The sequence below is a fragment of the Zhouia spongiae genome (assembly GCF_022760175.1).
In the GTDB taxonomy this organism is placed as follows: domain Bacteria; phylum Bacteroidota; class Bacteroidia; order Flavobacteriales; family Flavobacteriaceae; genus Zhouia; species Zhouia spongiae.
Window position 1 is genome coordinate 1,005,549 of the sequence record NZ_CP094326.1, and the last position, 12,511, is coordinate 1,018,059.

Below are 12,511 nucleotides of genomic sequence, written 5' to 3' on the forward strand. Positions count from 1 at the left end.
ACAAGTAACGGTTAAGAATTAAAATAATGAAATAGATTTATTCAATTGTTTTCGATCTTTTTAAACACCACAAGACACCTCCCAGCAAATGCCTGATAAAATTTTTTTCCTTGTAAGATTCCTTCGTATGTCCGCCTCCGGTATAAAATACACGGCTGCCTTTATACAGATGAAACCACGCAATAGGATGCTCCGCACCATTCTTTCCTCCTTCATAACTCATTTCGTCAAGATTGATCAAAACCTTTATTGCCGGGTTAATATCCCTGAAATTATACCATTCATCTGTCCTGTTCCAAACCTCCGGAAGGTGGCTGCATGAAGGATGTGATGTGTCTAAAACTTCCAGCCTGGCAGTTTGTGTCTTCGGGTGATTGTCAAAATATGCTCCCACAAGCTTACCATACCACTCCCACTCAAACTCAGTATCTGTAGCAGCATGCACTCCCAAAAACGCTTTTTTATCATGGATAAACTTTTTAAATGCCTTTTCCTGCTCTGAATTCAGAATATCTCCTGTAGTGGACAAGAATATTATTAAATCTATATTTTTCAATGAATCATCGTTAAAAATCGATGAATCCTCAGAATGAATGACATTAAAATCATTCTCTTTTCCAAGTCTCTTTATAAGAGCTGCACCATCTTCAATTGACTGGTGCCGAAAACCGGCAGTTTTTGTAAACAACAAGACATTTTCTTCATTCTTTTCATATTCCTGTCCGGTTATCAGGTTGAAAAAAAAGAAAAATGGTAATACATAGAACAACAGAATGCGCATAGGGCTATCATAAATTAGTTAATGACATTAAATACTTCTTCGGTGTGGTTCCGAATTTCTTTTTAAACGCAGCGATAAAATGACTCGCAGTACTATACCCAACCTTCAGTGCCACTTCATTTACATTATGCTCGCCGGTTTCTAACATCTTCCGGGCATACTCCATTTTATAATCGAAAAGAAAACTATATACAGAATCGCCATAGACCTGCTTAAACCCTTCTTTCAGTTTCTTGAGATTAAGCCCTATTTCTTCCGACAATTCCGTTAGTGAAGGCGGCTCTGCCATCCGGGAGATCACTATATCCTTAGCTTTTCGTATCCTTCGGATATTGTCTTCATCGATCAGAAACGGACATTGTTCAACATCGGCATCATCCGGCTTATTGAAATACAAGCTTATCAGCTCATAAACCTTTCCTTTCAAGTACAGTGTTTTAATCGACGAATGTACATGATAATTCATAATCTGACTTAAAGCCACGGCCATTGCAGGGGTGATCGGTGCATTTGTATAGTACTTCTTATCTATGTTTTCTTCACTCAAAAAATGAATATAATCCGCCTCTTCCGAAAACAATAAATGAAATTTCTTGATCGAAATAAGCACAGAGATCAACCAGGTTTTCGGGGCCAGTTCTAAATTAATAGGCAGATCCTGCTGAGGGTTATACAACAATAATGCCTTCTCCTCATCCACATTCAATGCATAACGCCCCTTATTAAAATTAAACCTGGAAGCCCCCTTTAAACAAAAATGTATCTGGATATAACTGCTGTCTGCAAACCGTTCAAACTGCTGGCGGTCAGCACCATCATTTTGAGTTTTCAACAAATAAAAACCTTCTGAAATCTGAATCTCTTCCATAGCACCTGGAGCGTTATTTTTTAGCTTTACTTTTGTGTTGATTCGATACTCTTTTATTTAGATTCGTTCTAAACAAAAACGATCAAAAACGCCTGTTTATCTTCAAAAATAAGCTATTTTAGGGTTTTGACATGAATTATTGCTGAAAAAAACTTAAAGCGACACAAAAAGTTCTTTCAGCGTTATTTTTTTAAATATCGTCCCCCTATTTTTGCTTCCGATTATCAGATTCTTTAAATGGAAGCATATAACATAGCAAGAGGTAAGTCTTTTTATGCCGTAGGAATAAGCTACAAAAAAGCGGATGCAGAAACACGCGGACGCTTTAGTTTGGATGCAGAGGGAAAAGAAAAATTACTTACTCAGGCTAAGCAAGAATGTTTAGAAAGTTTATTAGTAATCTCTACCTGTAACCGGACTGAGATATACGGTTTTGCTCAACATCCTTTTCAATTGATCAAATTAATCTGCGACAACTCAAATGGTACTGCCGAAGAGTTTCAAAAGGTTGGATATGTGAGTAAAAATAACGACGCCATCGCTCATGTTTTTAAAGTAGGCACCGGTTTGGACAGCCAGATTTTAGGCGATTTTGAGATCATAAGCCAGTTAAAACAAAGCTTTATTGCTTCTAAGGATGCAGGACTTACCGATCATTTTATCGAACGCCTGTGCAATTCCGTTATACAAGCCAGCAAACGGATTAAAAACGAAACGGACATCAGCACGGGAGCCACCTCTGTATCTTTTGCTTCGGTACATTACATTATGAACGAAGTTGAAAAAATATCTGACAAGAACATCTTGCTCTTTGGCACAGGTAAAATAGGAAGGAACACTTGTGAGAATTTGGTGAAACACACCAAAAACGAACACATCACTCTTATCAACAGAACAAAAGATAAAGCTGAAAAGATAGCCGGTAAGTTCAACCTGATTGTTAAAGATTATTGCGAACTACAAACCGAGATCTTAAACACGGATATCCTGATAGTCTCTACCGGAGCCCAGCATCCTACCGTATCGAAAGACCTGATTCATCGCACCAAACCTTTGCTGATCCTCGATTTGTCGATTCCGAAGAATGTTGCTAACGATGTTACCGAACTGGAGAATGTTACCCTGGTTCATTTAGACCACCTCTCTCAAATGACCGATGAGACATTAGAACGCAGAAAAGCCTCTATCCCCAAGGCAGAAGAGGTTATTGAAGAGGTTAAATCAGAATTTATCCAATGGCTGCAAACAAGGAAATTTGCACCAACCATAAAAGCACTCAAAAAGAAACTGAAGTCTTTAAAAGATGCTGAGATCGATTTTCAGCGAAGAAAAATTGAAGACTTCAACGAGGAACAGGCTAGTATTATCAGTGAGCGTATTATTCAAAAAATAACGACCCATTTTGCGAACCACCTTAAAGATAATTCTAACACTTCTGATGAAAGTATCGAGTTAATTCAAAAAGTGTTTCAACTAGAAAGCAACGCTTAAATGAGTCATATTATTCGAATCGGCACCCGCGATAGCGAATTAGCGCTTTGGCAGGCAAATACGGTAAAAACAAGATTAGAGAACCTTGGTTATCAAACCGTGCTTCTTCCCGTTAAATCTACGGGAGACCTCATTCTCGACAAACCTTTATACGAACTTGGTATTACCGGTGTATTCACCAAAACACTGGATGTTGCCATGGTAAAAGGCGAGATTGACATTGCTGTGCACAGCATGAAAGATGTTCCTACGCAGTTGCCAAAAGGAATGGTACAGGGCGCAGTGCTTGAGCGTGCCAACGTTGAAGATATTCTTGTACACAAGGGTAAGACTTCATTTATGACAGCCGGAAAGGCCACTATTGCAACGGGGAGTTTACGCAGAAAAGCCCAATGGCTCCACAAATATCCTTCGCATACGGTAGCAGGATTAAGAGGAAATGTAAATTCCCGCCTGCAAAAGCTTCAGGACAATGACTGGGATGGTGCTATTTTTGCAAAGGCCGGTCTTGAACGTATCGCTCTGAAACCTGACAACCACACCGTTTTAGACTGGATGATCCCTGCACCTGCGCAAGGAGCCATCACCATATCGGTCATGGAGGACAATACATTTGTAAAAGAGGCTGTCGCCAGATTAAATCATACCGAAACAGAAATCTGCACCAGGATAGAACGCGATTTTTTACGTACACTTGAGGGCGGATGCTCAGCTCCGATCGGCGCTCTGGCAATTTTCGAAAATGAAAAAATTCATTTTACAGCTGCTGTTTTTTCGCTTGACGGCACTCAAAAAGCTGAAGTCAACACCTCCTTTTCAGTAAACGACGCCCTTGACAAAGGCATTATTCTCGGGAAACAGGTTCTAAATGAAGGAGGAACAGTTATCATGGAAGAAATACGTAAAACCCTAAACTAGAAATCCCCTATTATAAAACCGTAAACGTTGAAAAAGCTCAAATACGCACGATTAACATTACTGATAATCGATTTTATCGTTATTAGCTTTCTTGTTTTCGACTTCGGTTTTATTGTCTATGAAAAATTCAAGGCTCACAAACTCACTCTAGTCTCATTTCTGATCCCTGTATTACTTGCCGTAAATATCTACAGATATTATTACCAGAAAAAATCGGTTAAGAAAACCCTTAGCCTCACCTATACTGTTTTATTTTCCTCGGTGATCGCCGGAAGCCTGATCATCTTCCTGTTTTCACCCGAAAAGACCCTGGAGGAGCATCTGTTTGTAATGAAACCCTATCTGGAAGGGTCCTTGTTGCTATACCTTATTATCCGGTTAAGCATCCTTATCCGGTATCTTTACAGCATTTATTTTAATCCGGCAATCATCTTTGTTGGAAGCTTTTTCATCATAGACCTTATCGGAGCATTTTTATTAATGCTCCCGAAAGCCACAGCAACCGGAAACATACACTTTATCGATGCTCTGTTTACCTCAACAAGCGCAGTTTGCGTAACAGGCTTGGCAGTACTGGACACTTCAAAAGACTTTACCACTTTCGGACAATCAATAATATTATTCCTGATCCAATTAGGAGGTCTGGGAATCCTGACTTTCACTTCTTTCTTCGCCTTCTTCTTCAGAAGCGGTTCTTCCTTCAAGGAAGGATTGTACCTGAAAGATTTTGTCTCCTCAGAAAACCTGAAAGACACACTTCGGTTTGCCATGCAAATCGTTACTTTCACACTGGGTATTGAAGCTTTGGGGTCCTGCCTCATCTATTTTTCACTAGACGATACCGCCTCAATAGAAAACCCGGTTTTTTTCAGTATATTTCATGCTGTTTCTGCTTTTTGCAACGCTGGGTTCTCTAACATCTCAAACGGACTCTTCAATAACTCCCTACAGTTTGACTATTCCTTCCAGTGGATCATTATGATCCTCGTAATCTTAGGAGGCCTGGGACATAATATCGTCTTTAACTTTTACAGCTACTTTAAAGTAATTATCAATAACATCGTTTACAAAGACGATAAAAAACCACTCGTGAGACTCATCTCGCTGAATTCTAAGATTGTTTTGACCACGACCTTCATTTTACTTATAACAGGTTTCTTATTTTTCGGAATAAGCGAATTAAACAATACCATTGCAGTACACGAGAACTGGTTTGGAAAACTAACCACCGCTGCATTTCAGTCGGTAACACCCAGGACGGCAGGATTTAACACTATCGATTATAGCGCATTAACACTACCCTCCATCCTCTTTGTTATCTTGTTAATGTGGATCGGTGGATCGCCGGCGTCTACCGCGGGGGGAATAAAGACCACGACCTTTGCCCTGGCCACCCTTAATATTCTGTCTGCGGCAAAAAACAAACCGGAAATAGAAATAGGAACCAGAAGCATACATAACGACACCATAAAAAGAGCATTTGCCATTCTATGCATTTCGCTGATAACGATTGGCCTGGCCATACTAATGCTGCTGATCTTTGAACCTGAAAAAGACTTGTTACATATAGCTTTTGAATGTTTTTCAGCCTATAGTACAGTAGGGTTAAGCCTTAACCTTACTCCAGATCTCGGTAATGCCGGGAAAATGGTGTTAATTATTGTTATGTTTATCGGGCGGATCGGGATGTTGAATATTTTAATCGGATTGCTCAGGCAGATAAATACCAAAATGTATGAATACCCAAAAGAAAACATTTTAATAAATTAGTTTTCGTTTTTAAAAAATATTGATTATCAATAACATATTTCCGGAAGGCAAATGTCATCGAACATTTAATCCCGGCAATCGAATAGAACAGATAAATTAGACGTTGTGAAGACTATAATATTCGGATTAGGAAATTTTGGCATTTCACTTGCCTTAAAGTTAACGGAAACCGGCAATGAGGTTATAGGTATCGACCTTAAAATGGAAAAGGTGAACCTGGTCAAGGACAAAATAGCCCACACCATTTGCATGGATGCCACCAATGAACTCGCCTATGATTCCATTCCATTAAAGGATGCCAACCTTGCGGTAGTGGCTATCGGTGAAAATGAGGGTGCAGCGATCATTACGACGGCCATCTTAAAAAAACTGACCAAAGCAAAGATCATTAGCAGGTCATTATCGCCCATTCATGACACCGTTCTAAAAGCCATGGGGATAGAACACATCGTTCATCCCGAACAGGAAGCTGCCGAAAAGCTAACTTCCAAGATCAACCTGAAAAACGTAATCGACAGCTTTAACATCGATAAGAACTATTCTATTTCCGAAATTCAGATCAGTGAAGAGATGTCTGGAAAAACCCTGCAGGAATTGAGTTTCAGGCAAAACTACAACCTCAACGTAGTAACCATTATTCGCGACTGTAAAAAAACCAACCTGCTCGGAAATAAAATGCAAAAAAAAGAAGTTATCGGTATCCCGAACAATAACACCAAACTTCAGAAAAACGATATTTTAATTGTATTTGGCAACAATAGCGACATTTCAACTTTTGGAGCTCATTTAGCCGGATAATAGTATATATATGACAAGCAGAAGATATAAAATATTAAGCACAAAAGAACTGACCCCGCTTCAGAAAGGCTTACTGGAAGAAGCTAATATAGAAGTAACTGACGCTAATTTTATAAAGATCAAAGGCATCAATTTCTATTGTGATGATATTATAGAGAATGCCATTTTCACAAGCAAAAATTCTGTGGAACAAATCGTTCATAAAAACATAACAATCTCAAACTCTTTCTGTGTTGGCGATAAAACGGAGGCTTTTTTACTGGAAAAAGGATATCAGGTAACAGAAAAAGCATATCAGGCTAACGGCCTGGCCAAAAAGATCATCGAAAACCACAAAGACAAAGAGTTTGTTTTTTTCTGTGGCGATCGCAGACGGGAAGAACTTCCTGAGCTTTTAAAAGAACACAACATTTCTTTTGAAGAAACAGAGGTCTATAAAACCGAAGCCGATTCCAGGCAATTATTTGAAGATTTTGACGGTATTATGTTCTTTAGTCCAAGTGCTGTACAGAGCTTTGTTCTAAAAAACCATATAGAAGATGCAGTAGTTTTTTGCCTGGGAAAAACGACCGAAGCAGAAGTAAAAAAACACACAAATAACATAATTACAGCAAACAAACCTACAATTGAAAATGTAATTGTTCAGGTTATCAAACATTTTAATTAATTACAGAAAGATATAAGAATTCATGATAAAAAACGATCTATTTTTAAGAGCATTAAGAGGAGAGTCTGTTCAACGCCCTCCGGTATGGATGATGCGCCAGGCGGGTAGATACCTGCCGGAGTTCATGGCCCTGAGAGATAAATACGATTTCTTTACACGATGCAGAACTCCGGAGCTTGCAGCTGAAATTACAGTACAGCCCATCCGTATCGTTAAGCCTGATGCTGCTATTTTATTTTCAGATATCCTGGTAATTCCCCAGGCGATGAACATAGAAGTAGAAATGAAACCGGGTGTTGGCCCCTGGTTACCAAACCCCATTCGTTCAGCCAGAGATGTAGACCAGGTAGTAGTCCCTGAGATCAATGAAGAGCTAGGTTATGTAATGGATGCCATTAAGCTCACCAAAGAAATACTTAACGATGAGGTTCCTCTGATCGGTTTTGCGGGATCACCGTGGACCATATTATGTTATGCCGTTGAAGGAAAAGGCTCTAAAAGCTTCGACGCCGCTAAAGGGTTCTGCTTCTCACAACCGGAAGCGGCACATGCACTGCTGCAAAAAATAACTGATACCACGATCCTTTATCTTAAAGAGAAAGTGAAGAACGGTGTAAATGCCGTTCAGGTATTCGACAGCTGGGGTGGTATGCTCTCGCCGTCGGACTACCAGGAATTCTCATGGAAATATATCAACCAGATCATTGATGCCCTGGCGCCGCTTACAGAAGTAATTGTCTTCGGAAAAGGGTGTTGGTTCGCCCTGAACGAGATGTCTAAAAGTAAAGCATCGGCATTAGGGGTAGACTGGACATGTTCGCCTGAGAATGCTCGCTACCTCACAGGGGGCAATATCACTTTACAGGGAAATTTCGATCCTTCGAGATTGCTCTCCCCAATCCCGACCATTAAAAAAATGGTTCATGAAATGATCGATGCTTTTGGAAAAGACAAATATATAGTAAACCTGGGCCACGGTATACTGCCTAATATCCCGGTCGACCATGCCAGGGCATTTATTGAGGCCGTAAAAGAATACAAATAAAATGATACCCCGATCGCTGCTGTCAGGATTAAACTATAAAAAGCTTTTCAGCCTGTCGGGGTTGTTTTTCAGACATCCGTTTATGCTCATCCCAACATTAAAGGCCACTAAAGATTGTATCGATATCTCAGACAAGCTCTTTCCGGGACTTCATCATCTCAATAACAATACCAATGCATTCAGACATGCCTTGTGGAATATGTTACTGACCAAAGAAGCTTACATCCGGAACAACGATATTGACAAGGCCTCGCATTGGGCGCAGATTATTGGCGATTGGCATGAGGAATTCTCTCCTAACAAACCCCTGGAGAAAGCAATGGATTTACACAACAATGCATTCGGACGCGAGCTTATCTATAAGCTATACCGGAAAAACGACAACTTAAAAACCGAATACCTGGCAAACCGGCTCTTACTACATCTAGACAACAGCAAAAAGGTCTCAAACATTCAGGAAATCAACTCCCTGAAAGACCAGATGGTTCACCTTATTGATTAATACATTTATGACAACACATAAAATCACATCACTTATACTCTTCATCCTTTTCTCCTTAAAAGGCTACACCCAAACCCTGAAATTAAACCCTGAAATCAACCATGTTTATAATTATGATTCGGAGATCATCCTTGAAGAAGATAGCGAGATCGCTTTCATGGTTAACTTTAATTTTGGATTAAAATACCTCAATAAAGGACACGATTTCGACATCGTTCTGAACCATATTAAGGGCTCCATGAGCAATAATTCCAATACAAGAAAATACTTCAACTCTAATAAAAATAATCCGGATAATAAGGAGTTCAAACAACTTCTCGATAATGTTATCGGCAAGCCACTATCTTTTAAAGTAGACAAAAACGGTTTTGCCCATAAAAACTACAGCCTGAAAATAGATAATAGTGACATCGAAATTTTCCTGGAACAGCTTACCAACAAATTCGGCAGCAAAAAAGTAAACCCTTTAGATAATGTTCCATTAAAAGAGGGCTTTACATGGGATGAAAACGACTCTTTATTGATTAAGAAAAATAAGCATGTATACACAACCACAACATTCACAATTAATGAGGTAAGCAATAAAGAAGTAATTGTCAGAAACAAAGGGTATTTCATTATCAAGAATGACACTATTCAAATAGGAGGCGTTAGTATATTCGACCGAAAAACAGGCATTCAGCTTCTTACAAAACTAATGATGAATTTTGAAAGCGATACCAATATGTACATGCTTGTAAAGCTAGAAGACTATGATTATCCGGAGCTGATTCTTGACTATCACAACCTGACTTATAAAAAATCCTATAATAGTTGGTACACAAAAGACAATGAAATAGTATATAATGAAATCGTTTATCCTGAAGTTACATATCAACCAAATCAGGATATATCACTTCCGGTCCTGATTGAATCTTACAAAAGCTCACTCCAGGCCCAGAAAACCAACGGTAAATTTGAAAGTATCTCTGTTTACAACATAGAGAGCGACTCCCTTTATCCAAATGGCTCATATGTAAAAGTTAACGGTTTTTACATCAATACCGGCACAGGGAAAAAACCGCTTAAATTAATTCCGGGAATGTGGGAGTTTGATTCCTTTTCACTTGGGTACCTTGGCGAGTATTACCAAGGACTGTACGAGCCAATTCCTCAGGGAGACAGCATAAGTATTGATATGTCTATATATCTTCCGGTTAATAACAAAAGTCTTGAAATCACAAGAAAAAAACAGAAGAACAAAGGCATTGAAGCCGCTTTCAGTAACGACGCCGTAGTGATATCTTTTTCAAAAAAGGATTATAAAACCTTAATCTACAGCCTCTATAAAACAATCCGTTTTTACGATAAAGAAAATAAGGAGATAACGGCATCATACAATTTTCTGTACGATCAAGACATAAAAACAGAAGCGCCTTATACACCTGATGAATTAATCGATATTTTTAATGATAAAGTAAACACAACCCCGACAGAAGACTTTAAATTGGAGTTTAAGGTTAAGAATGCCCAAAGAGTAACTTTTGACACCTTTTCAAATTTTGAAAAACACGATATCTCTGTCACCAAAGATATATTACACTAACCCTTTTAAACGTTAGCCATGAAAGAACAATTTTATCAGTATATACAAGAGCTACAAGACACCATCACCTCTAAAATTGAAGAAATTGACGGGAAAGCCCGGTTTCAGCAAGACCTCTGGGAACGTCCGGAAGGTGGCGGTGGCCGTACACGCGTTATACAAAATGGTGCTGTTTTTGAAAAAGGGGGTGTTAATATCTCTGCCGTGCACGGCCCGCTCCCTAAAGCCATGCAAGCCTATTTCAAGGTAGAGGATGTAGATTTCTTTGCCTGTGGATTAAGCCTGGTACTGCACCCTAAAAACCCTTTCGTACCTACAGTTCATGCCAATTGGCGCTATTTCGAAATGTACGATAAAGAAGGAAACACCGTAGACAGCTGGTTTGGTGGCGGACAAGATCTGACTCCATACTATTTATTTGAAGAAGATGCTAAACACTTCCACCAGGTATGCAAAACCGCTTGTGATAAACACAATCCCGATTTCTATCCTGACTTCAAGAAAAAGTGTGACGACTATTTCCGGAATACACACCGCGATGAGGGCAGAGGTCTGGGCGGCTTGTTCTTCGACTACTGCAAGGCCACTGACAATATGAGCATGAAAGACTGGTATAGCTTTGTAACAGAGGTAGGTAACAGCTTTCTGGAAGCTTATGCTCCGATCGCAGAACATAGAAAAAACATGCCCTATACCCAGGAAAACAGGGACTGGCAGGAAATACGGAGAGGACGCTATGTCGAGTTCAATCTGGTACACGACAAGGGCACCTTATTTGGTCTTAAAACCAACGGTCGTATAGAAAGCATCCTGATGAGCCTGCCCCCACATGTACAGTGGGTATACGACCATCATCCGGAAGAAGGAAGCGAGGAAGAAAAACTGATAAAAGTGTTAAAAACCCCTGTCGAGTGGGTGGTTTAAACTATACGGCCGAAAAGCCAAAACCGGCTACAACCAAAACACCGAATTTATCAGAAAAACAAATACTCTAACTAGTAACCGTAAACGGTTAACTGCAAACTAAAACATATATGTTCCCATTAAGAAGAAACAGACGACTTAGACAAAGCGAAGCCATCAGAGGGTTGGTTCGTGAAACAATCGTAACTCCCGACGACTTCCTGGTTCCTTTATTTGTAACCGAAGGCAAAGGCATCAAAGAGGAAATCGCCTCCATGCCCAACTATCACCGCTACAGCTTAGATCAACTTGAAAAAGAAGTAAAAGACCTATGGAGCTTAGGACTCAAATCGGTTCTGCTTTTTGTAAAAGTACCCGACAACCTCAAAGATAATAAAGGTACAGAAGCACTAAACCCTGACGGACTCATGCAACGCGCTGTCAAAACCGTAAAAAATGCGGTGCCCGATATGCTGGTAATGACTGATGTAGCGTTAGACCCTTACTCCTCCTACGGACATGATGGTGTGGTTGAAAACGGCATGATCTTAAACGATGAATCTTCTTCCATTCTGTCAGAAATGGCCTTAAGTCACGCACAGGCAGGTGCCGATTTTGTTGCGCCCAGTGATATGATGGATGGACGTATCCTCGAAATGAGAGAACTATTGGAAGACGAAGGGTTCATCAATACAGGTATTGTGAGCTACAGCGCCAAATATGCTTCGGCATTCTATGGCCCTTTTAGAGACGCCCTGGATTCTGCCCCCGTAGATATGGCCAACGTTCCAAAAGATAAAAAAACATATCAGATGGATTATGCCAACCGCATTGAAGCCCTTCGTGAAACCGAAATGGACATCGATGAAGGTGCCGATATCGTTATGGTAAAACCTGGTCTTTGCTATTTAGACATCGTCAGAGATATTAAAAACGAATTCGATGTACCCGTAGCCGTTTATCAGGTAAGCGGTGAATATGCCATGATAAAAGCTGCCGCCGAAAAAGGATGGCTTAATCACGATGCTGTGGTACTCGAACAAACCTATGCCATTAAAAGAGCCGGAGCAGACATCATCGCCAGTTACTTTGCCAAGGATGTTGTGAAACTGCTAAGCTAAGAAAACACTACAAAATATACTTTTAAGCATTGCCTGTTCTATCCGGGATCGATATCGAAAAT

Annotated in this window: 12 protein-coding genes; 10 read left to right on the top strand and 2 right to left on the bottom strand. The window is 39.9% G+C overall.

Translation table 11 applies throughout. From position 1 onward, the window contains the following. Nucleotides 1-37: 37 nt before the first annotated feature. The gene (locus MQE36_RS04435; protein ID WP_242937968.1) at nt 38-781 is read right to left on the bottom strand and encodes a ThuA domain-containing protein; all 744 of its coding nucleotides are present in this window, start codon (nt 779-781) and stop codon (nt 38-40) included. 7 nt (nt 782-788) lie between these two features. After that, entirely contained in the window at nt 789-1,649 is an 861-nt protein-coding gene (locus MQE36_RS04440) for an AraC family transcriptional regulator (protein WP_242937969.1), read from the bottom strand. Between the two features lie 237 nt (nt 1,650-1,886). Between MQE36_RS04440 and hemA the strand changes: the two genes are divergently transcribed. The 10 genes from hemA to hemB all read left to right on the top strand — a co-directional run bounded on the left by hemA (nt 1,887) and on the right by hemB (nt 12,449). After that, entirely contained in the window at nt 1,887-3,140 is a 1,254-nt protein-coding gene (gene hemA / locus MQE36_RS04445) for a glutamyl-tRNA reductase (protein WP_242937970.1), read from the top strand. Beyond that, nucleotides 3,141-4,058: a hydroxymethylbilane synthase gene (hemC, locus tag MQE36_RS04450; protein WP_242937971.1), complete on the top strand. Its 918-nt coding sequence runs from the start codon at nt 3,141-3,143 to the stop codon at nt 4,056-4,058. It abuts the gene before it with no gap. Between the two features lie 27 nt (nt 4,059-4,085). Beyond that, a complete protein-coding gene (locus MQE36_RS04455; protein WP_242937972.1) occupies nt 4,086-5,828 on the top strand; it encodes a TrkH family potassium uptake protein in 1,743 nt (580 codons plus the stop codon). Between the two features lie 105 nt (nt 5,829-5,933). Next, nucleotides 5,934-6,626 (top strand): potassium channel family protein, encoded by a 693-nt coding sequence (locus MQE36_RS04460; RefSeq protein WP_242937973.1) that lies wholly within the window; start codon nt 5,934-5,936, stop codon nt 6,624-6,626. A gap of 10 nt (nt 6,627-6,636) precedes the next feature. Then, nucleotides 6,637-7,293 (top strand): uroporphyrinogen-III synthase, encoded by a 657-nt coding sequence (locus MQE36_RS04465; RefSeq protein WP_242937974.1) that lies wholly within the window; start codon nt 6,637-6,639, stop codon nt 7,291-7,293. Between the two features lie 22 nt (nt 7,294-7,315). Next, the gene (gene hemE / locus MQE36_RS04470; RefSeq protein ID WP_242937975.1) at nt 7,316-8,338 is read left to right on the top strand and encodes a uroporphyrinogen decarboxylase; all 1,023 of its coding nucleotides are present in this window, start codon (nt 7,316-7,318) and stop codon (nt 8,336-8,338) included. Nucleotide 8,339: 1 nt separating this feature from the next. Continuing rightward, nucleotides 8,340-8,840: a DUF6973 domain-containing protein gene (locus tag MQE36_RS04475; protein WP_242937976.1), complete on the top strand. Its 501-nt coding sequence runs from the start codon at nt 8,340-8,342 to the stop codon at nt 8,838-8,840. A 7-nt stretch (nt 8,841-8,847) separates the two neighbouring features. Continuing rightward, nucleotides 8,848-10,425 (top strand): hypothetical protein, encoded by a 1,578-nt coding sequence (locus MQE36_RS04480; protein ID WP_242937977.1) that lies wholly within the window; start codon nt 8,848-8,850, stop codon nt 10,423-10,425. Nucleotides 10,426-10,443: 18 nt separating this feature from the next. Continuing rightward, complete coding sequence (gene hemF / locus MQE36_RS04485; protein WP_242937978.1) at nt 10,444-11,349, top strand: oxygen-dependent coproporphyrinogen oxidase; 906 nt, start codon at nt 10,444-10,446, stop codon at nt 11,347-11,349. A 110-nt stretch (nt 11,350-11,459) separates the two neighbouring features. After that, nucleotides 11,460-12,449: a porphobilinogen synthase gene (gene hemB / locus MQE36_RS04490; protein WP_242937979.1), complete on the top strand. Its 990-nt coding sequence runs from the start codon at nt 11,460-11,462 to the stop codon at nt 12,447-12,449. Nucleotides 12,450-12,511 lie beyond the last annotated feature (62 nt).

Bases quoted from the DNA above. Each gene is read 5' to 3' on its own strand.
- hemC (WP_242937971.1), top strand. From the start codon at position 3,141: ATGAGTCATATTATTCGAATCGGCACCCGCGATAGCGAATTAGCGCTT.
- MQE36_RS04440 (WP_242937969.1), bottom strand. From the start codon at position 1,649: ATGGAAGAGATTCAGATTTCAGAAGGTTTTTATTTGTTGAAAACTCAA.
- MQE36_RS04480 (WP_242937977.1), top strand. From the start codon at position 8,848: ATGACAACACATAAAATCACATCACTTATACTCTTCATCCTTTTCTCC.
- hemA (WP_242937970.1), top strand. From the start codon at position 1,887: ATGGAAGCATATAACATAGCAAGAGGTAAGTCTTTTTATGCCGTAGGA.
- hemF (WP_242937978.1), top strand. From the start codon at position 10,444: ATGAAAGAACAATTTTATCAGTATATACAAGAGCTACAAGACACCATC.
- MQE36_RS04435 (WP_242937968.1), bottom strand. From the start codon at position 781: ATGCGCATTCTGTTGTTCTATGTATTACCATTTTTCTTTTTTTTCAAC.
- MQE36_RS04465 (WP_242937974.1), top strand. From the start codon at position 6,637: ATGACAAGCAGAAGATATAAAATATTAAGCACAAAAGAACTGACCCCG.
- hemB (WP_242937979.1), top strand. From the start codon at position 11,460: ATGTTCCCATTAAGAAGAAACAGACGACTTAGACAAAGCGAAGCCATC.
- MQE36_RS04475 (WP_242937976.1), top strand. From the start codon at position 8,340: ATGATACCCCGATCGCTGCTGTCAGGATTAAACTATAAAAAGCTTTTC.
- hemE (WP_242937975.1), top strand. From the start codon at position 7,316: ATGATAAAAAACGATCTATTTTTAAGAGCATTAAGAGGAGAGTCTGTT.